Source organism: Streptomyces sp. NPDC047108 (assembly GCF_040643575.1).
Taxonomy (GTDB): Bacteria; Actinomycetota; Actinomycetes; order Streptomycetales; family Streptomycetaceae; genus Streptomyces.
In genome coordinates this window covers 930,835-956,294 of record NZ_JBEYUP010000001.1, presented here as the reverse complement: position 1 = coordinate 956,294, position 25,460 = coordinate 930,835, and the positions used below count along the sequence as shown (strand labels likewise).

Genomic DNA, 25,460 nt, shown 5'->3' with positions numbered 1-25,460 from the left:
CTGAAAAGCGGGCCGCCCCCGGCGGCCCCACCCAAGGTGCAAGCCGTAGCCCTGATGCGTGATGAGGGTCGTGGCGAACCTCTCAGGTTCCGATGACAGATGGGGAGGCTGTGTTCCCTATGACATCAGCCTCGCCACCCCTGCCCGGGAGCCTGAAACATGACCGAATCCCCACGCCGTACCGCCCTCGACGCGCTGCACCGCGCGCTCGGCGCCACGATGACCGACTTCGCCGGCTGGGACATGCCGCTGCGCTACGGCAGTGAGCGCGACGAGCACCTCGCCGTCCGCAGCCGCGCGGGCCTCTTCGACCTCTCCCACATGGGCGAGATCACCCTGACCGGTCCGCAGGCCGCCGACGCGCTCGACCACGCGCTGGTCGGCAACATCGGCAAGCTGGCCGTGGGCCGCGCGCGCTACACCATGATCTGCAACGCCGAGGGCGGCATCCTGGACGACCTGATCGTCTACCGCCTCGCCGACGAGAGGTTCATGGTCGTCGCCAACGCCTCCAATGCCCAGGTCGTCCTGGACGCCCTCACCGAGCGGGCCGCGGGCTTCGACACCGAGGTGCGCGACGACCGCGAGGCCTACGCCCTCATCGCCGTCCAGGGCCCGGAGTCCTCCGGCATCCTGAAGTCCCTGACCGACGCCGATCTCGACGGGCTCAAGTACTACGCGGGCCTGCCCGGCACCGTCGCCGGCGTGCAGGCCCTCATCGCCCGCACCGGCTACACCGGCGAGGACGGCTTCGAGCTGTTCGTCGCGCCCGGGGACGCCGAGACCGTCTGGCAGGCCCTGACCGAGGCGGGCTCGCCCGCCGGCCTGGTGCCGTGCGGCCTCTCCTGCCGGGACACCCTGCGCCTGGAGGCGGGCATGCCGCTGTACGGGCACGAGCTGACCACCGCGACCACGCCGTTCGACGCGGGTCTCGGCCGGGTCGTGAAGTTCGAGAAGGAGGGCGACTTCGTCGGGCGCGCGGCGCTGGAGGAGGCGGCGAAGCGCGCGGAGGCCAGCCCGCCGCGCAAGCTCGTGGGGCTGATCGCCGAGGGCCGCCGGGTCCCGCGCGCGGGCTACACCGTGGTGGCGGCCGGCGACGGCACGGTGATCGGCGAGGTCACCTCGGGCGCCCCCTCCCCCACCCTCGGCAAGCCGGTCGCCATCGCGTACGTGGACGCCGCTCACGCCGAGCCGGGCACGGCGGGCGTCGCGGTGGACATCCGCGGCAGCCACGAGGCGTACGAGGTCGTGGCGCTCCCCTTCTACAAGCGGCAGCGCTGACCCCCGTCACGCCCCGTCCGTGGGGGCGCCGGATGCGTCACACCCGTCCCACCTGTCAAGACCGCGAACCGAGCACGCACCCCGATCCAGGAGAATTCACATCATGAGCAACCCCCAAGAGCTGCGTTACAGCAAGGAGCACGAGTGGCTCACCGCGGCCGACGAGGACGGGGTGTCCACCGTGGGCATCACCTCGCACGCCGCCGACGCCCTCGGTGACGTCGTCTTCGTCCAGCTCCCGGAGGTCGGCGACACCGTCTCCGCGGGCGAGTCCTGCGGCGAGCTGGAGTCGACCAAGTCCGTCAGCGACCTGTACGCCCCGGTCTCCGGCGAGATCACGGCGGTCAACCAGGACGTCGTGGACGACCCGGCGCTGGTGAACTCCGCCCCCTTCGAGGGCGGCTGGCTGTTCAAGGTGAAGGTGGGCGACGAGCCCGCCGACCTGCTCTCCGCCGACGAATACACCGCCTTCACCGGCAACTGAACCCACGCCCGCACCATCCTGATGGGGATCACGATGTCGCTTCTCAACCAGTCCCTGCACGAGCTCGACCCGGACGTCGCCGCCGCTGTCGACGCGGAGCTCCACCGTCAGCAGTCCACCCTCGAGATGATCGCCTCGGAGAACTTCGCTCCGGTCGCCGTCCTCGAGGCCCAGGGCTCGGTCCTCACCAACAAGTACGCCGAGGGCTACCCCGGCCGCCGCTACTACGGCGGCTGTGAGCACGTCGACGTCGTCGAGCGGCTCGCGATCGAGCGGATCAAGGCGCTGTTCGGCGCCGAGCACGCGAACGTCCAGCCCCACTCGGGCGCCCAGGCCAACGCGGCCGCGATGTTCGCCCTGCTCTCCCCCGGTGACACGATCCTCGGCCTGAACCTCGCCCACGGCGGGCACCTCACCCACGGCATGAAGATCAACTTCTCCGGCAAGCTCTACAACGTGGCCGCCTACCACGTCGACGAGCAGACCGGGCAGGTCGACATGGACCAGGTCGAGCGCCTCGCCAAGGAGCACCGGCCGAAGCTGATCATCGCGGGCTGGTCGGCGTACCCGCGGCAGCTCGACTTCGCCGCCTTCCGGCGGATCGCGGACGAGGTCGGCGCGTACCTCATGGTGGACATGGCGCACTTCGCGGGCCTGGTCGCCGCGGGGCTGCACCCCAACCCCGTACCGCACGCCCACATCGTCACCACGACCACCCACAAGACGCTGGGCGGCCCGCGCGGCGGTGTGATCCTCTCCACGGCCGAGCTGGCCAAGAAGATCAACTCGGCGGTCTTCCCCGGTCAGCAGGGTGGCCCGCTGGAGCATGTGATCGCGGCGAAGGCGGTGTCCTTCAAGGTCGCCGCGAGCGAGGAGTTCAAGGAGCGCCAGCAGCGCACCCTGGAGGGCGCGAAGCTCCTCGCCGAGCGGCTGTCCCGCCCGGACGCGGCGGAGGTGGGCGTCTCGGTCCTCTCCGGTGGCACGGATGTCCACCTCGTCCTGGTGGATCTGCGTAATTCCGAGCTGGACGGGCAGCAGGCGGAAGACCGGCTCCACGAGGTCGGCATCACCGTCAACCGCAACGCCATCCCGAACGACCCGCGGCCGCCGATGGTGACCTCGGGCCTGCGGATCGGCACCCCGGCGCTGGCCACGCGCGGTTTCGGGACCGAGGACTTCACCGAGGTCGCGGACATCATCGCCGAGGCGCTGAAGCCGTCGTACGACGCCGAGGCGCTGAAGGCGCGGGTGACCGCGCTGGCTGAGAAGCACCCGCTGTACCCGGACCTCGGCAAGTAACCGGCCGCGCAGCGGCCGACAACAGCACAGCACGGAAGCACGACCGGTCCGCCCGCCGCGGCGGGCGGACCGGCAGACAGCGGGGGCGCCGGTCCCGGCGCCCCCGCCACCACCAGCACGCCCCACGAGCACGCAAGGGAGCCCGCCCGTGGCCATCTCCGTATTCGACCTGTTCTCCATCGGAATTGGGCCATCCAGTTCCCACACGGTGGGTCCGATGCGCGCGGCCCGCATGTTCGTGGGCCGCCTGAAGAAGGACGGCCTGCTGACCCAGACCGCCTCCGTACGCGCCGAGCTCTTCGGCTCCCTCGGCGCGACCGGCCACGGCCACGGGACGCCGAAGGCCGTCCTGCTCGGTCTCGAAGGCCACTCCCCGCGCACGGTCGACGTGGCGAGCGCCGACGACGAGGTGGAGCGCATCCGCACCACCAAGCGGCTCCGCCTGCTCGGTGACGAGATCGGCTCGGCCCACGAGATCGACTTCGACGAGCGGACGCAGCTCGTCCTGCACCGCCGCCGCTCCCTGCCGTACCACGCCAACGGCATGACTCTCTTCGCGTACGACTCCGAGGGCCTGCCGCTGCTGGAGAAGACGTACTACTCGGTGGGCGGCGGCTTCGTCGTCGACGAGGACGCGGTCGGCGAGGACCGCATCAAGCTCGACGACACCGTGCTCAAGTACCCGTTCCGCACGGGTGACGAGCTGCTGCGCCTCGCCCAGGAGACCGGGCTGTCCATCTCCGCGCTGATGCTGGAGAACGAGAAGGCCTGGCGCACGGAGGAGGAGATCCGCGAGGGTCTGCTGGAGATCTGGTCCGTCATGCAGTCCTGCGTGGCGCGCGGCCTCTCGCAGGAGGGCATCCTCCCCGGCGGCCTCAAGGTCCGCCGCCGCGCGGCCAATTCGGCTCGCCAGCTCCGCGCCGAGGGCGACCCGGCGGCGCGGGCCATGGAGTGGGTGACGCTCTACGCGATGGCGGTCAACGAGGAGAACGCGGCCGGCGGCCGTGTGGTGACCGCCCCGACGAACGGCGCGGCCGGCATCATCCCGGCGGTGCTGCACTACTACGTCAACTTCGTGCCGGGCGGCGGCACGGCGAAGGACGAGGAGGACGGCGTGATCCGCTTCCTCCTCGCCGCGGGCGCGATCGGCATGCTCTTCAAGGAGAACGCCTCGATCTCCGGCGCGGAAGTCGGCTGCCAGGGCGAGGTCGGCTCGGCCTGCTCGATGGCGGCCGGCGGCCTGGCGGAGGTCCTGGGCGGCTCGGCCGAACAGGTCGAGAACGCCGCGGAGATCGGCATGGAGCACAACCTCGGCCTGACCTGCGATCCGGTCGGCGGCCTGGTCCAGATCCCGTGCATCGAGCGCAACGGCATGGCGGCGGTCAAGGCGGTCACGGCGGCCCGCATGGCGCTGCGCGGCGACGGCCGTCACCATGTCTCGCTCGACAAGGTCATCAAGACGATGAAGCAGACGGGCGCGGACATGAAGGTCAAGTACAAGGAGACGGCGCGGGGCGGACTCGCGGTGAACGTCATCGAGTGCTGAGGGAACGATCCTTCAGTCCCTTTCGCGAACGACGGGGGCCGCGCCGACGGGGCGCGGCCCCCGTTTCCGTCCGCCCAAGGCCAGGCAAGAGACCCGATCAGTGGCTGGCCACCGGAATTCGGGCCGCCATCACGCCGTCACGTCATCGGGGCACTCAGGCCCCGTGCACGTACGGCGTCGTGGTCGTCAGCGGGACGAAGCCGATGCGCCGAAGGATGGGGCGGCTGTCGTCCGAGGCGTCGACCTGGAGGTAGCGGAATCCGCGCGCGGCGGCGATACGGGCGCGGTGGGCGACCAGGGCACGGTAGATGCCGCGGCCCCGCCAGGCGGGCAGTGTGCCGCCGCCCCAGAGGCCCGCGAAGTCCGTGCCCGCGTACAGCTCCATCCGCGCCGAGCAGACCGGCAGCTCGCCCGCCATGGCGACGACGACGCTCACCGCGTCCGGATCGTGGGCGAGTTGGTCCAGGAGCTGCTTGCGGAGGAAGGCGTGGCTCTTGCCGAACACCGTCTCGTGCACCTGGACGACGAGGTCCACGCCCGCCGCGTCCGTCACCGGGCACAGCCGGATGCCCGGCGGCGGTTCGGCGTCGGTCCGCAGACCGGCGGTCTCGGCGACCATCAGCGTCTCCTCGGGCTCGGGCACGAAACCCGCCGCACGCAGGCGGGCGCCGAGGTCGTGCGGCCCGTCGTATCCGTACAGCTTCCACTCGAACTCGCGGCCCAGCGAGGAAAAGTAGCGCACCTGCTCCGCGATCTCGGCGTCCGCGGTCGCCTCGTCCAGAGACGACCAGAGGACGGCGCTCCAGTCGTCCTCGGCGCCCACCCGACGGACGACCGCGCCCGAGCGCTCGACGCGGGCGTCCGGCCCGTCGGGGCGCACGTCCTGGCGCATCTGGCGGTCGAAGCGGGTGAGTACGGCATCGCGGTCCATGGCGTCATTGCAGCGCCGGGCGGAGCGGTGCGGCAACCGAATTCCGTGCCGTGCCGCCGGCAAGGCGGGCGGCCTTCGCGATGGTGCCGGGGAGGTCAGGACGCCGGACCGCGGACCCGCACCCCGCGCGTGCCGACGCACGACCGCGCACCAGGACACGGCCGCACCGGCCGATGCGCATCAGGACACGGCGGCACCGTGCCGGTGCCTGCGACCGCAGGCTCACCCGGAGCAGGCGGTCCACGGCACGGCAACGCGCTCGCGGCGAGCGGATGTGCCCCGGCCCGGCGGCCGTTCGCCGCAGCAGGCACCGGCGCGGCGGCACCGTGCCGGTCCACGAGCAGGCTCCCCGCTCACCGCGTACCCGCGGCGCCGATCCCCAGCGTGTTCTGCGCGGGCAGCATGCCGGAGGCGACGACCGCCTGCACCACCGGCATCGTCAGCCGCGCGAGCGTGCCGGCGTCCTGCGGCGCGAGCGTCCGCCAGGGCGCGGCGGCCAGTTCGTCCGGTCGGCGCTCGACCTCCTCGCGGCCCGCGCGCCCGCGTTCCGTCGCACCGCCCTGCACGTCCAGCCAGCCGCGCGTGACCAGCCGCTCCCGCGCCGCCGCCCACTCCTCCTCGCTCCAGCCGCGGCTCGCGAACGCCTCCTCGGGTGCGGCTCCCACCGCGGCGAAGGAGACCAGCGCCTCGGTGGGGTCGAGGCACGCGCGGGCCTCCCGGGAGACCTGGACGCGGGCGAGGCCGAGCGCACGGGGCTGGGCGCGTGGTCGATCGCGCACGGGTTCGCCATTCTGTGGCTGAGCGGCAATCTGGAGCGGACGCTGGGGGACCGCGATCCGGCGGACGCCTTCCGCGACCTGGCCGGCCTGTTCCACCCCGGCCGCCACGCTGCCTGATTCCGTATCAGCACCCTTACAGCGAAGGGAAGTTGATCGGAATCACCCTGGCCGGTAGGCCTCACCCAGCGCTGCCGCCCGCTCCAGCAGCAGAGTCCGCTCGGGGGCGTTACGGGTGAGCGCCGCCGCGCGCTCCAGCTCCGCCCTCGCCTCCTCCGTGCGGCCGAGGCGGGCGAGCAGGTCGCCGCGGACGCTCGACAGCAGGTGGTAGCCCCGTAGGGAGCCGTCCGCGGCCAGGGCGTCCACGAGCTCGAGCCCCTGTGCCGGACCGTGCGCCATGGCGACCGCGACCGCCCGGTTGAGCTCCACCACGGGGGACGGTGTGCGGTCGGCCAGCGCCTCGTAGAGCACGGCGATCCGCGCCCAGTCCGTCGCGTCGGCGGTCAGGGCACGCGCGTGGCAGGCTGCGATGGCCGCCTGGAGGGTGTACGGGCCGGGCGCGCCGCCGAGTTCGTTCGCGCGGGCGAGGGCGGCGAAGCCGCGGCGGACCAGCAGGTGGTCCCAGCGCGAACGGTCCTGGTCGAGCAGGAGGACGGGCTCGCCCGACGGACCTGTCCTGGCCGCCGAGCGCGACGCCTGGATCTCCATCAGCGCGACCAGACCGTGCACTTCGGGCTCGTCCGGCATCAGACCGGCGAGGACGCGGCCGAGGCGCAGCGCTTCCTCGCACAGGGCGGGGCGCATCCAGTCGTCGCCGGCGGTGGCCGCGTACCCCTCGTTGAAGACGAGGTAGACGACCTCCAGCACCGAGGCCAGGCGTTCGCCGAGTCCGGGACCCTCGGGGACCTCGAACGGGACGTGGCGGCGGGAGAGCGTGCGCTTGGCGCGCACGATGCGCTGGGCGACCGTCGGCTCCGCGACGAGGAACGCCCGCGCGATCTCCTCGGTCGTCAGCCCGCCCAGCAGGCGCAGCGTGAGGGCGACGCGCGCGTCGCGGGACAGGACGGGGTGGCAGGCGGTGAAGACCAGGCGCAGCAGGTCGTCCTCGATCTCGTCTCCGAGGGCCGCGTCGGCGGTGGGTTCGGACAGCCGCTGCTCGATCTCCAGCTCGTGGCCGAGGAGTTGGATCTTCCGCGCGAACCGTTCGTTGCGGCGCAGCAGGTCGATGGCGCGGTGTTTGGCGGTGGCCATGAGCCAGGCGCCCGGATTGCGCGGGACACCGGCCCCCGGCCACTGTTCGAGCGCCGCGACCAGCGCGTCCTGCGCCAGCTCCTCGGCGATGCCGACGTCGCGCACGATGCGGGTGAGCCCGGCGATGAGCCGCGCCGACTCGATCCTCCAGACGGCGTCGATCGCCCGCCGGGCATCGTCCGTACCGGTCTCGGCCACGCCCCGAGCCTACGGCCGGGTCGGCCCCGGCCGCAGGCTCACCCCCGTACGGGCGGTGTACGAGCCGTCCTACCGCGGACCCGTCAGGCCCCCTCCCCCGGCGGCTCCTCGACCTGCCGGACCTCCAGGGTCAGCTCCCAGTCCTCCCCGTGGATGCGCGCGAAGCGCCGGGACCACTCGACGGCCTCCTCCTTCGACCTCACCTGAAGGAGGGCATAGCCGCCGATCACCTCTTTGGTCTCGGTGAACGGCCCGTCGGTCACGCTCTCCTTGCCGTGGGACCAGTGCACCCGGCTCCCCTCGGCGGTGGGCCGCAGGCCGGCGGTGTCGAGCAGCACTCCGGCCTTGGTCATCTCCTCGAGGAGCGTGCCCATCTCCTCCATCAGCTCGGGTGACGGGCCGCCCTCGGGCCCGGCGTTCTCGTCGATCCTGATCATCGTCATGAAGCGCATGGCTGTCTCTCCTCGTCCTCTCCTCGTCGCTGTGTCCGCCGTGCGGCTTCGGGGCCCAGGGCCGGACCGGTACCGGTTCACGGCGCCCGGACCCTTCCACTACCAACACATCGATCGGGCGGCCCGCGGATCGACACGGCGAGGGCAGATTTTTCGCCACTCGGTTACGCTCCCCAGGGGGCCAGCCACTCCGACCCACGGAGGCCGCATGCCCGAGATATCCGCGCCGAGGCAGAGCCGGAACCGCTCCCGCCTCGCCCACAAGGTGAGCTACGCGGTGCGCCATCCGCGGCGCATACCCGCGCATGTGCGCCGGGCCGCGCGCGACGCCTGGCTCCGGGCACGGCACCGCGACCACATCGCGTACTACCGCGCCGTCATGGCCTCGGACACGGCGCGCAGCCCCGAGGGAGCGGTGGGCAGCGCGACGCGGGAGCGCTGGATGGCGCTCGGGCAGATGCAGTTCGACTACCTCACCGAGCACGGGCTGAAGCCGCAGGACCGCATGCTGGAGATCGGCTGCGGGAACCTGCGCGCCGGGTGGCGCTTCATCGACCACCTCGAACCCGGGAACTACTACGGCATCGACATCTCGCCGGACATCCTTCTCGAGGCGCAGCGGACCCTGGTCCGGCGGAATCTGCAGGACAAGCTGCCGCATCTCACGCTGGCCACCGACCTCACCCTGGACTTCCTGCCCAGTGGCTGGTTCTCGGTGGTGCACGCGCACAGCGTCTTCTCGCACTCGCCGCCGGACGTCATCGACCAGTGTCTGGCCCACGTCGGCCGGGTCCTGGCTCCGGACGGATTCTTCGACTTCACCTTCGACCGCACCGAGGGCGCGGAGCACCACGTCCTCCGCGAGGACTTCTACTACCGGACCGAGACCCTGGTCGCCATGGCCGAGCGGCACGGCCTGGCGGCGCGGCTGATGGAGGACTGGGAGCGGAAGCCGCACGGCCAGTCGAAGATCCGGGTCACGCACCCGTAGGGACCGACCGGACGGATCGTCCGCCGCCGCCCGTCGCCCGTCACCCGTCACCCGTCACCCGTCACCCGTACGGCGGCTACCGGGCCGCCCCGAGGGGTGGCGGGATCCCGCCGTTCCCCGCCGACTAGCGGGGCCTTGCGGTCGGTGCCAGGGTGAGGGGAGGACTGGCCGGACACGTGATCACGGTCCGTCACCGGGAGAGATCATGACTGAGTCGCAGGTAGTCGTCGAGCGGCGGATCGAGGCCCCGGTCGACCAGGTGTGGCACGCGCTCACGGACCTGGAGTCGGCGCCGCGCGTGCTGAGCGGCGTGCAGAGCGTCGAGGTGCTCACGCCCGGACCGTTCACCGAGGGGACGCGGTGGCGGGAAACGCGGCGGATGCTGGGGCGGACGGCGACCGAGGAGATGTACGTGACGGCGTGCGAGGAGCTCTCGCGCTGCGTCGTCGAGTCCGAGTCCCACGGCGCGCACTACGTCTCGGAGTTCGACCTGGCCCCCGAGCCTGACGCCGGGGGCGGGACGACCGTGCGGATGACCTTCTCAGCCACGCCGCCGGGAGGCTTCGCGGGGATGCTGATGAAGGTCTTCGGCGGGCTCGGCACCAAGGCGGTGACGAAGGCGATCGAGCAGGATCTCGCGGACGTCGCCGCCCATGTGGAGCGCCCCGCACCCGGCGCAGGACAGGAGCCGGGCACCTCCTGAGGCATCCCCGGCGGAGCCGGGCACTCCGGCCCCGCCGGGATGCGCGGTGCCCCTAGGACCCAGGAGCGTCCTCGGCCGTGGTGCGAGGTCCGCGATCGCTGCTGAAGTCGAGGCCCAGTTGCGCCTTGACCTCGTCCACCATGAATCGGCGCTCCGCGCCGAACGCTTCGATGCCCGTGTAGAGGGTCGCCAACGCCGCCCACAACGGGTCGGGCTGAGCCGCGGCGAAGAGCGTCGACACGGCCTTGCTCATCGGCGAGTCCTCGTCGATTCCCGCCCGCGCCATCGCCCGGACACTGTCCGGCACTCCTGGTTCGGACCGGAGCCGATGCCAGGCCAGTCCCACCACATGGAACGGCGAGGGGAGCGGCTCGCCTTGCTCCACCGCGGTCAACGCAGGTGCCACCCAGTCCAGTTCGGCGAGCCCGATCTCCTCGTACGCGCGGCGCGCCACCCAGGCAGCGATCTTCCGCCGGCGCTGCGGGCTCTCGGCGGCAAGCGCCTCGGCGAGCTCCCGCTCCGCCATGGCCATCTCGCGGGCGCCGCCGACCAGTTCCCGCAGTGCCGGGCTGGGCAGGGTCCCTCCCCAGTGGTCGGCCTCGGGGACGGTCACGGTCGGTATCCGTTCCGCCTCCCAGGCCTCCGCCTCGGCCTTCCACCGGGCCGCCTCCACCGGGTCGGGCAGGGTCGGGGGCGGCAGCTCGCCGACCTCCGAGTGCCAGTAGGCGGCGCTCTCGGCGGTGCACTTGACCACCTGGTCCGGCTCCGGGGGGCAGGGCCAGAACTGCAGCAGATACCGGTCGATCACGGGCTCGCCGTCGTCCCGGGTGTCCTCGTCGCTCGCCCGGTCCATCCCGCAAGCCGAGTACCGGACGCGGTAGTCCGCGTCGGCCAGGCCGAGGTCCCAGGAGTCCCCGCCGCCCCACTCCTCCAGCGAGGCGCGCCCCTGGGGGCGGAACGACGCCTCGACGATCTCCTCCCAGGCGTCGTCCGGTTCCGGGCGCTCGTCGTGCACTTCCACCCGGAATCCGACCAAGCCGTACTTGAGGCCGGTGAACAGCCACAGCGCGCCGGGCCAGGCTGCGCCGCAGAGTCCGTTGCTCTGTCCGCCGAAGGTGTCGTCCATGCCGCCGAAGTCGGGCGCCTCCTCGCTCAGGACGTAGATCTGGCTGTAGGAGACGTCCACTTCGCCGTCCAGCACTGTGCGCACGAGTTCCGCCCTCACGGTCATGACCCGCTCCTCGGTTCCGACGGGTCCTGTCGCGAGTCATGCTGCAGCGCGGGACCGACAACACTGCGGCGCCGACTTGGCGTTGTCTTGCTCAGTTCTGACGACGCCCGGGTGACCTGCTGATACGGGTCGCGGGACGGTCCGGCACCGACCGTTCCCGTCTCGGCGCCACCGGTGGCGTGCCCCGCCCCGTACGGACGGGGATGTCGGTGCCGCCGCCTACGCTCCGGGCATGAGCCACGCCGATCTACTGGAACTGCGCAACGCGCTGGCCACCGCGTCGGACATCGCGTTCGGCCTCGAGTCGGACCCGTCGAGCGGACAGGCAGACGCGCTCGTCGACGCGCTGAGGCGCGCCCTGGCCGCCGCCGGCACGCTCTCCTCCGCGGTCGGCGCCACGGGATGCCCCGAGCATCCGCGCGGCGCCGTCGATCCGCTGCACGGCGATCCGGAGGACCCGCTGCCGCCGGGCTACGGCAAGTGCCTGCTGTGCAACGACCGCAGACGCCGAGCCGCCACCCAGCGGCACGGACTCCGCTGACACCGCTCGCCGGACGGCGGCGGGCGGTGTTCAGGCCTGCTGGGTGGCCCAGAACTCGTCGAAGGAGAGCAGGCCGTCGCCGTCGGAGTCGGCGCTGTTGATCACGGCCTGTGCGACGGTCTCCGTCACGTACGGGTCGCCGAGCTGGGCCATGACGCTCTTGTACTCGCTCGCCGAGATCAGTCCGTCCTGGTTCAGGTCGTACCGCTCGAACGCCCGCCGCGCAGCCTCGATGTCGGCCACTGGTCCACCCCTTCGATCTTTCCTGCCGGTCACGACAGGTGCCTGCCAAACGGGGACACAGTACCGGCTCACCCCTCCGTACAGACGTGCGGCTATCGTCCTGTCATGAGTGATGCGCTCGCAGCCCTGCTCGCGGACGCGGCACGCGGGGTCTTCCCGCCGGCCGACGGCTCGGCCACCGTGCTCCCGCAGCCCAACCCCCGCGACGCCGGGGTGCTCTCCTTCACCGCCCACGCGGTGATCTTCACGGACGAGGAGCCGGAGTGGGTACGGGGGCGGCTGCGCGAGGTGCCTGGCGACCCGCTGTCCGCGGCGCTCTGCCCTCCTTTCCTGACCGCGCTCACCGACCGAACGGGCCGGATCGTCAACAACATCGATCTGCTGACCGTCGCCGAGCCGCTCCCCGGCGAACCGCCCGTCCCCCTGACGCCGATCGAGGACCCGGACCACCCCCGCGTCACCCGGGCGCGCGCGTTCCGTGACGACGTACGGATCTGGGCGGGCGAGGCCGGCGTCGTCGTGCTGGGACGGGGCGTCGCCGGGCGCTGGGAGGCCGCGATCGAGGTGGACCCGGCCGCCCGCGGCAAGGGGACCGGCCGGGCGCTGGCCCTGGCGGCGCGCCATCTCGTCCCGGAGGGCGCGGCGTTGTGGGCGCAGCAGGCTCCGGGCAACGCCGCGAGTGTGCGGGCGTTCCAGGCGGCCGGGTACCGCCCGGTCGGGGCCGAGGCGCTGCTGGTCGCCGCCTGACGGCCCGGCTCCCCGGAGCACGGTCAGTCGCCGATCGCGGTGCCTTCACGCCCGCGAGCACCGGCGAACACGGAACGGGCGAGGTCCTGGGAACCGGGAAACCCCGGGTCCGCCGGTGACCCCCGTACACCGGCGGACCCGGGGCGGCGCTACGACTGTAAGGACGGGCGCCGGGCGGCTCCACCGAGTTTTCCCCACCCGCGGCCCGACGGCGGGACGGCGCCCCGAGGCAGCGGCCCAGGGATCAGCGGAAGACGCCGGTGTGGCCGAGCGAGTAGCGGCCCGGCTGCGGGTAGACGGCCAGCCCGTGCGGGCCGCCTCCCACCTCGATGCGGGCCCGCTGCTTGCCCGTCCGGGTGTCGATCGCGTACACCTCGTCGTCGTAACGGCCGGAGAGCCACAGCACCTTGCCGTCCGCCGAGACGCCGCCCATGTCGGGACTGCCGCCGTCGGGCAGCCGCCACTTCTTCTTCAGTTTGTTGCTCGGGAAGTCGAAGACGGAGATCGTGCCCTCGCCGCGGTTGGAGATGTACATGGATTTCGAGTCGCGGCTGACGTAGAGGCCGTGGGCTCCGCGGCCGGTGCGCATCAGCTTCGGCTTGGTGAACCTGTCGCCGTTCAGTACCCAGACGCCGTGAGCCATCATGTCGGCGACGTACCAGGTCCGGCCGTCCGGCGAGATCTTCACGTCCTGCGGCATGGCGCCCCGGAAGGGGAGCTTCTGCTGGCCGACGACCTTCATCTTCTCGGTGTCGACCTTGAGGAGTTCGGCGGAGAACTCGCAGGAGACGATGAAGTACCGGCCGTCGGGCGAGAAGTCGGCGTGGTTGACCCCGTAGCAGGAGACGGGGACGGTCTTCTTCACCTCCATGGTGTGCGGGTCGCGGAAGACCAGCTCGCGGTCCAGGGATGCCATGACGACCGCGTACTTGCCGTTGGGCGTGAAGTAGAGGTTGTACGGGTCGTGCACGTCGACCGGCTTGCCCGCCTTGCCCGTGCGGGGGTCGATGGGCGTGAGCGTGTGGCCGCGGTTGTTGTTGACCCAGAGCGTCTTGAGGTCCCAGGACGGGACCACGTGCTGGGGCTGGATGCCCACCTTGATGGTCTTCAGGACCTCGTACTTCTTCGGGTCGATGACGGTGACCGTGTTGGACGTGGTGTTGGGGACGTACACCCGGGAGGGGAAGTCCTTCACGACCGGGGACAGCCGGTTCGGGCGGTCGGCGGCGTAGATGTCCTCGCTGTCGAGCACCGGCGGCATACCGGGGAGACCCACGGGGGCGGTGCTCGGGGAACTGCCCGGCGGCTTCGAGGGCGCGCCGTGGCTCTGGACGGCACGACCGCGGTCCTCGGTGGAGGACGCGCATCCGGGGACGACGGCGAGGAGAGCGGCGGCGGCGAAGGGGGCGGCGGCGCGGGCGGCGGTGGATCTCACGCGGCCATTGAAAGGCCCGAGGGGGGATCAATCCCGCTATTGACCCGTTTGACGGTCCGACGTGTCTTCGGAGGGGCGGAGGGGGATCCGGCGGTCAGCGGTCGGTGACGCGCATTTCGAACCAGGTCGTCTTGCCCCTGGGTAAGAGGTCCACGCCCCAGCGGTCGGAGAGCTTGTCCACGAGGAACAGGCCGCGCCCGCTGGTGTCGAGTTCGTGCACCGGCATCAGGCAGGGAAGGCCGCGCGAGGGGTCCCGGACCTCGATGCGGATCCATCCGCGGCGGCGCAGCATCCGCAGGCCGAAGGTGCGGGCTCCGGTGTGCCGTACGGCGTTGCCGACGAGTTCGGAGACGAGGAGGATCGTGTGCTCGGCCATCTGGGCGGAGAGGCCCCACTGGCGGAGGACGACCGTCTGCGCCAGCCGGCGGGCCGTTGCCGCGGACTCCGGCCGCGAGGGCAATCGCACCTCCTCGACCGCCGGATTGCCGAACAGGTCGACCGCCTCGAGTGCCTGCTCGTCCTCGACGCAGGGCACCCATCGCGCGGCGGCAGCGCCGCTGCGCGGCCGCGGCTGCTCCATCTCCTCCAGGCCCGCCATGCCCCCATCATGACGGCCCGTCGGACCGCTCGTAGCGGGAACCGTGCAATTGCATTTGGCGGAATATCGCATTCCGCACCAGCCACCGTCATATGCCGACGGCAGCCCGCAGCCCAATCTGCCAGCCTGACCTGCGATGACGTTCCGCATGCGCATGGTCGCCGAGCGTTGACACAGACCCGATGCCGCCCGCTGGATTTTTTTCCGGGATTCGCCCGCACGGGGGGCCGGGCGACAGCGCCGCCCGGTCCCCAACTCGACCAGGATCAGCGGAACTTGGCCTTGCCCGGGCCGTCCTCGACGAAGCTGCGCATGCCCGTCTCGCGGTCCTCGGTGGCGAACAGCCCCGCGAACCAGTTCCGTTCGATCGCCAGCCCGGTGTCGATGTCCGCCTCCAGGCCCGTGTCGACGGACTCCTTGGCGGCCCGGAGCGCGATGGCGGGGCCCTGCGCGAGGCGGGAGGCCCAGGCGTGCGCCGCCTCGTACACCTCGGCCGCGGGGACGACCTTGTCCACCAGGCCGATGGCGAGCGCCTCGTCGGCCTTCACCTGGCGTCCGGTGAAGATCAGGTCCTTCGCCTTCGACGGGCCGACCAGGCGCGGGAGGCGCTGCGTGCCGCCGGCACCCGGGATCAGGCCGAGCAGGATCTCGGGCTGGCCCAGCTTGGCGTTGTCGGCCGCGATACGGATGTCGGCACACAGCGCCAGTTCGCAACCGCCGCCGAGGGCATAGCCGGTGACGGCCGCGACGACCGGCTTGGGGATGCGGGCGATGGCGGTGAAGGAGTCCTGCAGGCCGCGGGACCTGGCCACCATGGCGGCGTGGTCCATGTCCTGCATCTCCTTGATGTCCGCGCCGGCCGCGAACACCTTCTCGCCGCCCCAGAGGATCACGGCGCGTACGTCGTCGCGGCGCGTCGCCTCCTCGGCGAGTTCGCGCAGGCGGTCCTGGGTGGCGATGTCGAGGGCGTTCATCGGCGGACGGTCGAGCCGGATGGTGCCGACTCCTTCGGAGACCTCAAGATGCGCAGTCATGGGGGGAAGGTTAGCTTTCACGGGCCAGGGGGCCACCACCCCCCGGCCCCGTCCGCCACGGTCTCCGCGCTGCCGCTCGGCGGCCGCCCGGGCCCCGTGCTCGACGTGGCGCGAGCCGCGCCGGGGCCGGCCGGGTGCGGCTCGCGTCACTGATCCACCGCTCTACTGCTGCGGGGCCTTCCACTCGTCCCAGTCCATGTTCCAGCCGTTGAGGCCGTTGTCGGGCTGGATCTGCTTGTCCTTGGAGTTCTTCACGACGACCACGTCGCCGATCATCGAGTTGTCGTAGAACCAGGCGGCCGGGGTGGACTTGTCACCGGCTCCCCGCACGTCCTGCAGACCGACACAGCCGTGGCTGACGTTGGCGCTGCCGAACGTGGGCCCGCCGGCCCAGTAGTTGCCGTGGATGAAGGTGCCGGAGGTGCTCAGCCGCATCGCGTGCGGCACGTCCTTGATGTCGTACTCGCCGCCGAAGCCCACGGTGTCACCGTTCATCCGGGTCACCTTGTGCTTCTCGCTGATCACCATCTCGCCGTTGTAGGTGGGGTTCGCCGGGGCGCCCGCCGTGATCGGGATCGTCTTGATCACCTTGCCGTCGCGCTCGACCGTCATCTTCTTGGCCTTGGCGTCGACGGTGCTGACCTGGCTGCGGCCGACGGTGAACTCCACGGTCTTCGCCTGCTTGCCGTAGACACCGGGCCGGCCCTCGACACCGTCGAGGTTCAGCTGCAGCTTCACCTTGGTGCCCTTGGCCCAGTACTTCTCGGGGCGGAAGTCCAGCCGGTCGTTGCCGAACCAGTGGCCCTCGATCGGCACCGACGGCTCGGCCGTGACCTTGACGGCCCGCTCGACGGCCTCGGGCTCGGTGATGCCCCGGCTGAAGCGGATGGAGACAGGCATGCCCGCGCCGACGGTCTCGCCGTTCTCCGGAGTGAAGTAGCCGATGAACGTGTTCTCGGGGACGAAGGTGGTGAAGCTCGCGTGCTTGGCGGACTCCCGGCCCTCGGAGTCCTTCGCGACCGCGTCCACCGTGTACTCGGTGCCCGAACCCAGGTGACCGGTCGGCTCCCAGCGGGACCCGTCCCCGGCGATCTTCCCGGGGATCTTGTTGCCCTTGGAGTCCTTGACCTTGACGGAGGTCAACCTGCCCTTGTCCGCCGTGACCTTGAGGGCGCCGTTGGTCATCACGTCGTCGGCGCCGTCCTTCGGGGCGATCTTGACGACGGCCTCCGAGGCCTTGGTGTCGACCCCTCCCCCGTCGTCCCCCGCATCGGACCCGTCACCGCCGCCGCACGCGGTGACCGCGAGCAGCATGGCTCCGGTCATCGCGGCGAGCAAGGTGCCGGCCCTGCGCCGACTCCGCCGTCCCGACGGCGCCCCCGATATCGGCTGCACGTTCACTGTTGGTTCTCCCCTCGCGCGGGCTGCTGGCACGGCCCGAGCCGTATATCCCCCGGCGCGCAACGACCAGCGCGCACGTCGTTAGATAACCACACAGCCTTCACAGAGAGATCCCCGCGAATGTCACGGATCAGTCCCAAGTGCGGGGTATTGGCGGTCCCTGAGTAGTGCCGGGTGCGGCGGCATGAGGAGACCGGGACGGAGCGGGAGCGGAGGAGAAGCGGACGCGGCCCGTCCGTCGCGGGTCAGCTCAGGGCGGAACCCTCCCGCCACTGCGCCCAGGAGAGATTCCAGCCGCCGAGGCCGTTGTGCGGGGCGACCGTGCGGTCCGTGCTGTTCACCACCTGCACGACGTCCCCCACGAGGGAGTTGTCGAAGAACCAGCGGGCCGGCGTGGACGCGGCGCCGCCCTGGACGTCGTGCAGCCCGATGCACCCGTGGCTGGTGTTGACCGCCCCGAACGTCGCCCGCGGCGCCCAGTAGTTGCCGTGCAGAAAGGTGCCGGAGGTGGTCAGCCGCAGTGCGTGCGGCACGTCCGGGATGTCGTACTCGCCGCCGAATCCCACCGTCGAGCCGTCCATCCGGGTCATCGCGTGCCGCGCCATCACCACCATCCTGCCGTTGTAGGTGGGGGTGCCGGGTGCGCCGGCGGTGACCGGCAGCGTGGCCAGCACCCGGTGGTCGCGGTACACGGTCATCGTGTACGCGGCGGCGTCGACGATGCTCACCTGCCGCCGCGCGACGGTGAAGCGGGTCGTCTTGTGCTGGATCCCGTAGGCCCCCGGGGCCGCCTTGACGCCGCGCAGCCGGATCCGGACGGCGACCTCACTGCCGGGCTCCCAGTACGTACGCGGCCGGAAGTCCAGCCTCCGGTCACCGAACCAGTGGCCGACGACCTTCACCCGGGGCCGCGAGGTGACCTTGATGGCGCGCTCGACGGCGGCGCGGTCGGCGATGGGCCGGTCGAAGTCGAAGGACACGATCATGCCCGCGCCGACGACCGCGCCGTGCTCGGGGCGGAAGAAGCCGATGAAGCGGTGCTCGGGCACGACGGTGGTGAACGAGGTGTGGCGCGCGATACGGCGGCCGTGACGGTCGACGGCCACCGCGTCCACCCGGTACTTGCTGGCCACTTCGAGGACGGCGTCGTCGACCGGCCGCCACCGCAGCCCGTCCGCGCTCAGCCGTCCGGCGAGCGGTTGCCGCCGCACGTCCCCGGCCCGTACGACCCGGACCCGCTCCAGGCGGCCGTCGGCCACGGACACCACGAGCGGTTCCGACGACCGCACGCCGCGGGCGCCGTGCACCGGGGCGACCTGGATGGCCTGTTCGGGTGGCAGCGGCGGGCCCGGCAGCCCGATCTCCGGCACGCTGCCGCATCCCGCCAGAGCCGCCACCGTCAGGGCGACCGCGTACCTCGCCCGTGCGCGCCACACGCGCCTCGCTTCCCACTTCACGCGGATCCCAACGATCTTCCCCCGGTGAGGGAAACGTGAGGGCCGGGTCTCGAACGGGCAGGAATGGGAACAACCAGAGGTCGGGGCCCGCGGAAGGGACGCCGCGGGCCACCGCTCGATCTGCCGCGAGCCGCAGGAGGCTGCCACGTGTCGAGCGCACCCGAGCAGGAGCACCTGCGGGAGCGGGCCACCACCGCGGAGCCGAACGGGCACCGCGTCGCGCCACCGGGGCCCGGCCCCGGGACCGGAGCGGTTCCCGGGCCCGCGCCGGACGGGACCGGCCCCCGCTCCACCGGCCCCGTGCGGCCCGCGCGGCCAGGCAGCCCTCAGCCGCTCGGGGCCCGCTTCCGGGTCGGCTCCGACGGCGTGCCCGGCACCAACTTCGCGCTGTGGGCGGGCGGGGCCGAGGCCGTGGACGTCTGTCTCTTCGACGAGGACGGCACGGAGACCCGCTGGTCGCTGGGCGAGCTGACGCACGAGATCTGGCACGGCTTCGTGCCCGGCGCGCTCCCCGGTACGCGGTACGGCTTCCGCGTCCACGGCCGCTGGGACCCCTGGGCGGGCGCGCGCTGGAACCCGGCCAAGCTGCTGCTCGACCCGTACGCCCGGGCCGTCGACGGGGAGTTCACCCTCCCCGCCGAGGTGTACGGGCATGTGCGGGACTGGCCGGAGCAGCACGTCGCCGACACCGTGCGCGACGACCGCGACTCGGCACCGTACGTGCCCAAGGGCGTGGTCGTGCACGACGACGTGCCCGGCGACGAGTGGGCGGACGACCGGCGGCCCAAGACGCCGTGGGCCGACTCCGTCATCTACGAACTGCACGTCCGCGGCTTCACCATGCGCCACCCCGGCATCCCGCCCGAGCTGCGCGGCACGTACGCGGGCCTGGCGCACCCCGCCGCGATCGAGCACCTCACCCGGCTCGGGGTCACGGCCGTCGAGCTGCTGCCTGTGCACCAGTTCGCGCACGAGGACCATCTGCTGCGCCGCGGCCTGAAGAACTACTGGGGCTACAACTCCGTCGGCTACTTCGCCCCGCACGCCGCGTACGCCGCGTCGGGCACGCGCGGTGAGCAGGTCGGCGAGTTCCGGCGGATGGTGCGGGCCCTGCACGACGCGGGGATCGAGGTGATCCTCGACGTGGTCTACAACCACACGGCGGAGGCGGGCGAACTCGGCCCCATGCTGTCCCTGCGCGGCATCGACAACCGCGGCTACTACCGGCTCCAGGGCGACCCGCGCCGCTACGCCGACTACACCGGCTGCGGCAACACCCTCCATGTCGTCCAGCCCGCCGTCCTCCGGCTGATCACCGATTCGCTGCGCTACTGGGTGACGGAGATGGGTGTCGACGGATTCCGCTTCGACCTGGCGGCGGCGCTGGCCCGCTCCCTCCACGACGTCGACATGCTCTCCCCTTTTCTTGCGGTCATCGCCCAGGACCCGGTGCTCCGCCGGGTGAAGCTGATCGCCGAGCCGTGGGACGTCGGCGCGGGCGGCTACCAGGTCGGCGCCTTCCCTCCGCTGTGGACGGAGTGGAACGACCGCTACCGGGACGCCGTACGGGACTTCTGGCGCGGTGCGCTGCCGGACATACGGGACCTGGGCTACCGGCTGTCCGGCTCCAGCGACCTCTACGCCTGGGGCGGCCGGCGCCCGTACGCCTCGGTCAACTTCGTCACCGCGCACGACGGCTTCACCCTGCGCGACCTCGTCAGCTACGACCACAAGCACAACGAGGGCAACGGCGAGAGCAACCGCGACGGCACCGACGACAACCGCTCCTGGAACTGCGGCGCCGAGGGCGCGACGGACGAACCGTCCGTGCTCGCGCTGCGACGGCGCCAGCTCCGCAACCTGCTCAGCACGCTGCTGCTGTCGACCGGGGTGCCGATGCTGGTCGCGGGCGACGAGATGGGCCGGACCCAGGGCGGCAACAACAACGCGTACTGCCAGGACAACGAGACCGGCTGGGTCGACTGGTCGCTGCGGGACGACCCCGCCTGGCGCCCGCTGACCGATCTCGTCTCCCGGCTGACCGCCTTGCGCCACCGGCATCCGGTGCTGCGCCGCGGCGCCTTCTTCTCCGGGCGGCCGCAGCGGCCGGACGGGCTGCGGGATCTTGCGTGGTTCACGGCGCGGGGCGAGGAGATGACGGAGGCTGACTGGTACGCGCCGACGGCCACCGTGGGGATGTACCTCTCCGGCCGCGACATCCCGCAGCGCGACGAGAGCGGGGCACCGGTGGTGGACGACAGCTTCCTCGTCCTGCTGCACGCCGACCCCGAGGCCGGGTCCTTCACGCTCCCGGGGCCGCCGTGGGCGAGCGAGTACGAGCTGCTGGTGGACACGGGCCGGGAGGATCAGTCCGCACCGCCGGGCACGCGCCACGCGGCAGGCAGCGAACTGCCGCTGCCGGAACGGTCGATGCTGCTGCTGAAGGTCACCGGGGAGGCGCCGGGCCCGGTGTGAGCGGGGCCGGCGCGAGGGACCCTGGGGGCGGGGCCGCGGCGGGAGGCCGTCCCGGGTCGTGCGCGAAAAATCCGGATGAGGGCTGTCAGTGGCGAACCGTAGTCTCGCTCCTGATGCCTGAGAGCCGAGAGTCCCAGCCGCCCGTCCCTGATGAAGCGCACGATCCCGCCGACCCGTCGGCCGCTCCGGCACGTGCCGAGCGGCCCGGGGCCGCCGCGGAGCGCTCCACCGTGCGCTCGCTGCTGCGCCTGTGGCCGTACGTGCGGCCGGTGCGGGTGCGGCTGTTCACCGCGGCGTGCGTGGCGATCGTCGCCTCGTGCCTCGGCCTCGTCATCCCCCTCGTGCTCAAATGGCTGGTGGACGGGCCCGTGGCCGGGCGCGACCCGGGCGGCGTCTGGCTCGGGGGCGCGTTCCTGCTGTTCCTCGGGATCGCGGAGGCGTCGCTGTTCGGGTTGCGGCGATGGCTCGTGGCGCGTCCGCTCGCCGGGGTCGAGGCGGCGATGCGCGCCGACCTCTACCACCATCTGCAGCGGCTCCCGGTCTCCTTCCACGACCGGTGGGCGTCGGGCCAGCTCCTCTCCCGGGCCACCACGGACCTGCAGCTCCTGCGGATGTTCCTGGCCTTCCCGCTGACGTTCCTCCTCGTCAACTCGACCACGATCCTGGTCGGGTTCGCCGTCCTGCTCGTCCAGGAGTGGACCCTCGGGATGGTGCTGCTCGCTCCCGTCGTACCGCTGCTGGTCCTGTGCTCGTGGTTCGAGGCGCGCTACTCGGTGGCCGCGCGCCGGGCGCAGGACCAGCTCGGCGACCTCACGACGGTGGTGGAGGAGTCCGTTCTCGGCATCCGCATCATCAAGGGCTTCGGCCGCCACCGCAGCCAGGCCCGGGCGTACCGGGTCCTGTCGGAGCGGGTGCGCGGTACGGAGCTGCACAAGGCCCGGCTGCTGGCGGCGATCTGGGCGTTCATCCTCACGATCCCGGAGATCGCCGTCGCCGCGGCGCTGGTCCTCGGCACGGTGCAGGTCGCCGACGGCGGGCTCTCGGCCGGGACGCTGGTGGCGTTCCTGTCGACGGCGCTGGCGCTGCGCTGGCCGGTGGAGTCGATCGGCTTCCTGCTCGCGATGAGCCAGGAGTCCGCGACCGCCACGGAGCGGTACTTCGAGGTCATGGACGCGCCGCCGCAGACGGACGCCCCGGAGGCGGCGGCCTGTACCGGCTGCGCGGAGCCGGAGCGCACGGACGCGGGCCACGCGGAGGCGGAGCGTACGGAGGCGGGCGGGGCGAAGCCAGGGCGTACGGAGGCGGGCGGGGCGAAGCCGGGGCGTACGGAGGCGGGCGGGGCGAAGCCGGGGCGTACGCACACCCGCGTACCGGGGCCGGAGCGTACGGACACGCCCGGACCGGAGCCTGACCGGATCTCCGTCACCGCGCCGGGAGCGGCGGGAACGGACGGTGCGGACGCCGACGGACTCCGGTTCGTCCAGGTCGAGTTCCGCTATCCCGACGCGCCCGCCGAGTCCTCCGCGACACTGCGCGGGGTGGACCTGCACATCCGCACCGGCGAGACCATGGCTCTGGTCGGTGCCACCGGCTCGGGCAAGACCACGCTCACCGCGCTCGTCCCCCGCCTCCACAATGCGACCGGCGGCCGGATCACCCTCGACGGCGCCGACGTCGCCACCATGCCGCGCGCCCGGCTGCGCGAACTCGTCGCCGTCGCCTTCGAGGAGCCGACGCTCTTCTCGGCGACCGCCGGCGAGAACGTCCTGATGGGCGCGGACGGCGTCGGCCAGGACGCGTTGCTGCGGGCCCTGGAGGTGAGCCAGGCGGAGTTCGTCCATGCGCTCCCGCAGGGCGCGGACACGCAGGTGGGCGAGCAGGGTCTGAGCCTGTCCGGCGGGCAGCGGCAACGGCTGGCGCTGGCCCGCGCGGTGGTCGGCAGCCCGCGCTTCCTCGTCCTCGACGACCCGCTGTCCGCGCTGGACGTGCACACCGAGGCGCTGGTGGAGGCCGCGCTGCGCCAGGTGCTGGCGACCACCACCGCGCTCGTCGTCGCCCACCGGCCGTCCACGGTCATGCTCGCCGACCGCGTGGCGCTGCTCTCGGAAGGGCGGATCGCCGCGGTCGGCACCCACCACGAACTCCTGCGCGCCAGTGCGGAGTACCGCTCGCTGATGTCGGGCGAGACCGGGGAAGGGGACGGGCAGGAGCCCGGATCCGGTCTCGTCACGGCATCGCAGGACCCACCGGACGCGCACCGCCCGCCCGGCCTCGCAGCCGCCGGCACACCGGATCCGACCACCACCGACGGGGGAGCCTCCCGATGACGACCGCCGTGTCCGGACAGCCCGCACCCGACGGCGGTGGCGGAGGGCTCGACGCCGGCGCTCCCCCGTCCCCCGAGGACCGGCCCGCCGCCGAAGCGCCGCCCTCCGGTGACGCGTTCGACCAGGACGTCCTTCCCGCGCCCAAGGGGGCGTCCGGCACACTGCTGCTGTCCCTGCTCCGGCCGCACCGGACCGGGGTCTGGGTGGCGTCCGTGCTCCTGCTGCTGCAGCAGGCCGCGATGCAGGCGGGTCCGCTGCTGATCGCGCTGGCCATCGACCGCGCGGTGCCGGCGCTCCGTGCGGACGACCACGGCCCGCTGGCCGCGGTCGGCGCCGCGTACCTCCTGTGCGCGCTCGCTTCCGGCGTGCTCCAGTACGCCTTCATCCGGGCCTCGGCCCGGATCAGCCAGGACGTACTGCTGGACCTGAGAGGCAGGATCTTCCGCCATGCCCAGGCCCTGAGCGTGGACTTCCACGAGCGTTACACCTCGGGGCGCCTGATCTCCCGCGCCACCACGGACGTCGAGTCGCTGCGCGAACTGCTCACCGAGGGACTGGAGGAACTGCTCGGCGTCTGTCTGTCGGTCGTCTACATCTCCGCCCTGCTGCTGTATCTCGACTGGGGGCTGGGCGGCGCCGCTGTGCTCTCCTTCTGGCCGCTGTATCTCCTCATCCGCTCGTTCCAGCGGCGGTCGATGGTCATCTACCGCAAGCGGTCCACGGCCATCGCCGCGGTGATCGTGAAGTTCGCGGAGACGATGAACGGCATCCGACCGGTGCAGGCGTTCCGCCGGGAGCGCGCCAACGACGCGGAGTTCCACGGGCTCAACCACCGCCACGAGCGGGTGAACGGCGACGCGATCCTGGAGATGGCCCGCTATGTGGTCTCCTCGCGCCTCGTCGCGAACGTCGTCCTCGCCGCGATCGTGATGTGGGGCGCGTACCGGGTTGCGGGCGGCGGCCTTGCCCTCGGTGTGCTCGCCGCGTCCGCGCTGTATCTGCGGCGGCTCTACGACCCGATCGACCGGCTGGGGATGTTCCTCAACTCCTACCAGTCCGCGGCAGCGTCCCTGGAGAAGATCGCGGGGCTGCTCGCCCAGACCCCGTCCGTGCCCGAACCGTCCGAGCCGAAGCCGCTGCCCGCGCGGGAATCCGGCCGGCCCGGGCGTGATGTGGTCTTCGAGGGCGTGAGCTTCGCGTACCGCACGGGCGGCGAGGTGCTGCCGCGCTTCGATCTGACGCTCCCCGCCGGGCAGACGACCGCCGTGGTGGGCTCGACCGGTGCGGGCAAGTCGACTCTGGCGAAGCTGCTGGCCCGTTTCTACGACCCCACGGCGGGCCGCATCCTGCTCGACGGGGTGGATCTGAAGGACCTGGCCGGTCCGGAACTGCGCCGCGGTGTCGTGATGGTGACGCAGGAGGCGTTTCTCTTCTCCGGCACGGTGGCCGACAACATCGCGCTCGGCCGCCCCGACGCGAGCCGCGAGGAGATCGAGCACGCGGCGAAGGCGATCGGCGCCCATGACTTCATCGCCGCGCTTCCGGACGGCTACGACACGGATGTGCGCAAGCGCGGTGGCAGGATCTCGGCGGGCCAGCGCCAGTTGGTGGCCTTCGCCCGCGCGCTGCTCGCCGACCCGGGCGTGCTGATCCTGGACGAGGCCACCTCCTCGCTCGACATCCCTGGTGAGCGGGGTGTGCAGCGGGCTATGCACACCGTGCTGCGCGACCGTACGGCGGTGGTCATCGCCCACCGGCTGTCGACCGTGGAGATCGCCGACCGGGTGCTGGTGATGGCCGGCGGCCGGGTCACCGAGGACGGTTCACCCGCCGAACTCATCGCGGGCCGGGGCGCCTTCGCCTCGCTCCATCAGGCATGGCGGGACAGTCTCGTGTGACGCGCCGGGGCACGCCGGAGCGCGTTCGTATAGCGGGCACCGATCACTACCAGACGGACGTTTTCCGGCCAACTTGTTGACGCGCTCCTGACATCGGGGTGGGTCGGGTGGGACTCTTCCCTCGACCGGCGTCACAGCACCCCCCACAGGTGCCACGACTG

Annotated in this window: 22 protein-coding genes; 11 read left to right on the top strand and 11 right to left on the bottom strand. The window is 72.1% G+C overall.

The annotated features are described in order from the left end of the window. Positions 1 to 159: 159 nt before the first annotated feature. The 4 genes from gcvT to ABZ822_RS04180 all read left to right on the top strand — a co-directional run bounded on the left by gcvT (position 160) and on the right by ABZ822_RS04180 (position 4,610). On the top strand, positions 160 to 1,281 hold the full coding sequence (gcvT, locus tag ABZ822_RS04195; RefSeq protein WP_360846514.1) for a glycine cleavage system aminomethyltransferase GcvT: 1,122 nt from the start codon (positions 160 to 162) through the stop codon (positions 1,279 to 1,281). Between the two features lie 103 nt (positions 1,282 to 1,384). Next, positions 1,385 to 1,765 carry a glycine cleavage system protein GcvH gene (gene gcvH / locus ABZ822_RS04190; RefSeq protein ID WP_360846512.1) on the top strand — a complete coding sequence of 127 codons (381 nt, stop codon included), beginning with the start codon at positions 1,385 to 1,387 and terminating at the stop codon, positions 1,763 to 1,765. Between the two features lie 33 nt (positions 1,766 to 1,798). Then, entirely contained in the window at positions 1,799 to 3,064 is a 1,266-nt protein-coding gene (gene glyA, locus ABZ822_RS04185) for a serine hydroxymethyltransferase (RefSeq protein ID WP_360847047.1), read from the top strand. A 148-nt stretch (positions 3,065 to 3,212) separates the two neighbouring features. Further along, the gene (locus tag ABZ822_RS04180) at positions 3,213 to 4,610 is read left to right on the top strand and encodes an L-serine ammonia-lyase (protein ID WP_360846510.1); all 1,398 of its coding nucleotides are present in this window, start codon (positions 3,213 to 3,215) and stop codon (positions 4,608 to 4,610) included. 154 nt (positions 4,611 to 4,764) lie between these two features. Here the strand turns inward: ABZ822_RS04180 and ABZ822_RS04175 are convergent, their stop codons facing one another. The 4 genes from ABZ822_RS04175 to ABZ822_RS04160 form a co-directional block, all read right to left on the bottom strand. Further along, entirely contained in the window at positions 4,765 to 5,541 is a 777-nt protein-coding gene (locus ABZ822_RS04175) for a GNAT family N-acetyltransferase (protein ID WP_360846508.1), read from the bottom strand. A gap of 353 nt (positions 5,542 to 5,894) precedes the next feature. Then, positions 5,895 to 6,320 (bottom strand): hypothetical protein, encoded by a 426-nt coding sequence (locus tag ABZ822_RS04170; protein WP_360846506.1) that lies wholly within the window; start codon positions 6,318 to 6,320, stop codon positions 5,895 to 5,897. Positions 6,321 to 6,479: 159 nt separating this feature from the next. Beyond that, the gene (locus tag ABZ822_RS04165; protein WP_360846505.1) at positions 6,480 to 7,766 is read right to left on the bottom strand and encodes an RNA polymerase sigma factor; all 1,287 of its coding nucleotides are present in this window, start codon (positions 7,764 to 7,766) and stop codon (positions 6,480 to 6,482) included. Positions 7,767 to 7,849: 83 nt separating this feature from the next. Continuing rightward, positions 7,850 to 8,218, bottom strand: coding sequence for a YciI family protein (locus ABZ822_RS04160; protein ID WP_360846503.1), 369 nt, complete (start codon positions 8,216 to 8,218; stop codon positions 7,850 to 7,852). 208 nt (positions 8,219 to 8,426) lie between these two features. On the opposite strand from ABZ822_RS04160, the gene ABZ822_RS04155 reads away from it, so the two are divergent. Continuing rightward, positions 8,427 to 9,209, top strand: a complete 783-nt coding sequence (locus tag ABZ822_RS04155; protein WP_360846501.1) for a class I SAM-dependent methyltransferase — start codon at positions 8,427 to 8,429, stop codon at positions 9,207 to 9,209. A gap of 205 nt (positions 9,210 to 9,414) precedes the next feature. Next, positions 9,415 to 9,912, top strand: coding sequence for an SRPBCC family protein (locus ABZ822_RS04150; RefSeq protein WP_360846499.1), 498 nt, complete (start codon positions 9,415 to 9,417; stop codon positions 9,910 to 9,912). Positions 9,913 to 9,964: 52 nt separating this feature from the next. On the opposite strand, the gene ABZ822_RS04145 is transcribed toward ABZ822_RS04150, so the two are convergent. Further along, the gene (locus ABZ822_RS04145; protein WP_360846497.1) at positions 9,965 to 11,143 is read right to left on the bottom strand and encodes a hypothetical protein; all 1,179 of its coding nucleotides are present in this window, start codon (positions 11,141 to 11,143) and stop codon (positions 9,965 to 9,967) included. Positions 11,144 to 11,375: 232 nt separating this feature from the next. On the opposite strand from ABZ822_RS04145, the gene ABZ822_RS04140 reads away from it, so the two are divergent. Further along, positions 11,376 to 11,684: a hypothetical protein gene (locus tag ABZ822_RS04140; protein WP_360846495.1), complete on the top strand. Its 309-nt coding sequence runs from the start codon at positions 11,376 to 11,378 to the stop codon at positions 11,682 to 11,684. Positions 11,685 to 11,714: 30 nt separating this feature from the next. Here the strand turns inward: ABZ822_RS04140 and ABZ822_RS04135 are convergent, their stop codons facing one another. After that, on the bottom strand, positions 11,715 to 11,927 hold the full coding sequence (locus ABZ822_RS04135) for an EF-hand domain-containing protein (RefSeq protein ID WP_360846493.1): 213 nt from the start codon (positions 11,925 to 11,927) through the stop codon (positions 11,715 to 11,717). Between the two features lie 105 nt (positions 11,928 to 12,032). Here ABZ822_RS04135 and ABZ822_RS04130 point away from each other — a divergent pair, with 105 nt between their 5' ends. Then, entirely contained in the window at positions 12,033 to 12,674 is a 642-nt protein-coding gene (locus ABZ822_RS04130) for a GNAT family N-acetyltransferase (RefSeq protein WP_360846491.1), read from the top strand. Between the two features lie 244 nt (positions 12,675 to 12,918). Here ABZ822_RS04130 and ABZ822_RS04125 read toward each other — a convergent pair whose 3' ends face one another. From ABZ822_RS04125 to ABZ822_RS04105, 5 genes are all read right to left on the bottom strand, one after another. Beyond that, positions 12,919 to 14,109, bottom strand: coding sequence for a YncE family protein (locus ABZ822_RS04125; protein WP_360846489.1), 1,191 nt, complete (start codon positions 14,107 to 14,109; stop codon positions 12,919 to 12,921). A 94-nt stretch (positions 14,110 to 14,203) separates the two neighbouring features. Beyond that, positions 14,204 to 14,707, bottom strand: a complete 504-nt coding sequence (locus ABZ822_RS04120) for an ATP-binding protein (protein WP_360846487.1) — start codon at positions 14,705 to 14,707, stop codon at positions 14,204 to 14,206. Between the two features lie 266 nt (positions 14,708 to 14,973). Continuing rightward, positions 14,974 to 15,741, bottom strand: coding sequence for an enoyl-CoA hydratase-related protein (locus ABZ822_RS04115; protein ID WP_360846485.1), 768 nt, complete (start codon positions 15,739 to 15,741; stop codon positions 14,974 to 14,976). 162 nt (positions 15,742 to 15,903) lie between these two features. Then, positions 15,904 to 17,142 (bottom strand): Ig-like domain-containing protein, encoded by a 1,239-nt coding sequence (locus ABZ822_RS04110; RefSeq protein WP_360846483.1) that lies wholly within the window; start codon positions 17,140 to 17,142, stop codon positions 15,904 to 15,906. Positions 17,143 to 17,387: 245 nt separating this feature from the next. Next, entirely contained in the window at positions 17,388 to 18,578 is a 1,191-nt protein-coding gene (locus ABZ822_RS04105) for an Ig-like domain-containing protein (protein WP_360846481.1), read from the bottom strand. A gap of 168 nt (positions 18,579 to 18,746) precedes the next feature. Here ABZ822_RS04105 and glgX point away from each other — a divergent pair, with 168 nt between their 5' ends. From glgX to ABZ822_RS04090, 3 genes are all read left to right on the top strand, one after another. Next, the gene (gene glgX, locus ABZ822_RS04100) at positions 18,747 to 21,074 is read left to right on the top strand and encodes a glycogen debranching protein GlgX (protein ID WP_360846479.1); all 2,328 of its coding nucleotides are present in this window, start codon (positions 18,747 to 18,749) and stop codon (positions 21,072 to 21,074) included. Between the two features lie 113 nt (positions 21,075 to 21,187). Beyond that, positions 21,188 to 23,401: an ABC transporter ATP-binding protein gene (locus ABZ822_RS04095; RefSeq protein ID WP_360846477.1), complete on the top strand. Its 2,214-nt coding sequence runs from the start codon at positions 21,188 to 21,190 to the stop codon at positions 23,399 to 23,401. Beyond that, positions 23,398 to 25,299, top strand: coding sequence for an ABC transporter ATP-binding protein (locus ABZ822_RS04090; RefSeq protein ID WP_360846475.1), 1,902 nt, complete (start codon positions 23,398 to 23,400; stop codon positions 25,297 to 25,299). The genes ABZ822_RS04095 and ABZ822_RS04090 overlap by 4 nt, the downstream gene beginning before the upstream one ends. Positions 25,300 to 25,460: the final 161 nt, after the last annotated feature.

What these genes read in the sequence shown, in the direction of transcription:
- ABZ822_RS04150 (WP_360846499.1), top strand. Translation starts at nt 9,415, where the DNA reads ATGACTGAGTCGCAGGTAGTCGTCGAGCGGCGGATCGAGGCCCCGGTC.
- ABZ822_RS04175 (WP_360846508.1), bottom strand. Translation starts at nt 5,541, where the DNA reads ATGGACCGCGATGCCGTACTCACCCGCTTCGACCGCCAGATGCGCCAG.
- ABZ822_RS04120 (WP_360846487.1), bottom strand. Translation starts at nt 14,707, where the DNA reads ATGGCGGGCCTGGAGGAGATGGAGCAGCCGCGGCCGCGCAGCGGCGCT.
- ABZ822_RS04115 (WP_360846485.1), bottom strand. Translation starts at nt 15,741, where the DNA reads ATGACTGCGCATCTTGAGGTCTCCGAAGGAGTCGGCACCATCCGGCTC.
- ABZ822_RS04160 (WP_360846503.1), bottom strand. Translation starts at nt 8,218, where the DNA reads ATGCGCTTCATGACGATGATCAGGATCGACGAGAACGCCGGGCCCGAG.
- ABZ822_RS04140 (WP_360846495.1), top strand. Translation starts at nt 11,376, where the DNA reads ATGAGCCACGCCGATCTACTGGAACTGCGCAACGCGCTGGCCACCGCG.
- ABZ822_RS04130 (WP_360846491.1), top strand. Translation starts at nt 12,033, where the DNA reads ATGAGTGATGCGCTCGCAGCCCTGCTCGCGGACGCGGCACGCGGGGTC.
- ABZ822_RS04090 (WP_360846475.1), top strand. Translation starts at nt 23,398, where the DNA reads ATGACGACCGCCGTGTCCGGACAGCCCGCACCCGACGGCGGTGGCGGA.
- ABZ822_RS04155 (WP_360846501.1), top strand. Translation starts at nt 8,427, where the DNA reads ATGCCCGAGATATCCGCGCCGAGGCAGAGCCGGAACCGCTCCCGCCTC.
- ABZ822_RS04145 (WP_360846497.1), bottom strand. Translation starts at nt 11,143, where the DNA reads ATGACCGTGAGGGCGGAACTCGTGCGCACAGTGCTGGACGGCGAAGTG.
- gcvT (WP_360846514.1), top strand. Translation starts at nt 160, where the DNA reads ATGACCGAATCCCCACGCCGTACCGCCCTCGACGCGCTGCACCGCGCG.
- glyA (WP_360847047.1), top strand. Translation starts at nt 1,799, where the DNA reads ATGTCGCTTCTCAACCAGTCCCTGCACGAGCTCGACCCGGACGTCGCC.
- ABZ822_RS04095 (WP_360846477.1), top strand. Translation starts at nt 21,188, where the DNA reads ATGCCTGAGAGCCGAGAGTCCCAGCCGCCCGTCCCTGATGAAGCGCAC.
- gcvH (WP_360846512.1), top strand. Translation starts at nt 1,385, where the DNA reads ATGAGCAACCCCCAAGAGCTGCGTTACAGCAAGGAGCACGAGTGGCTC.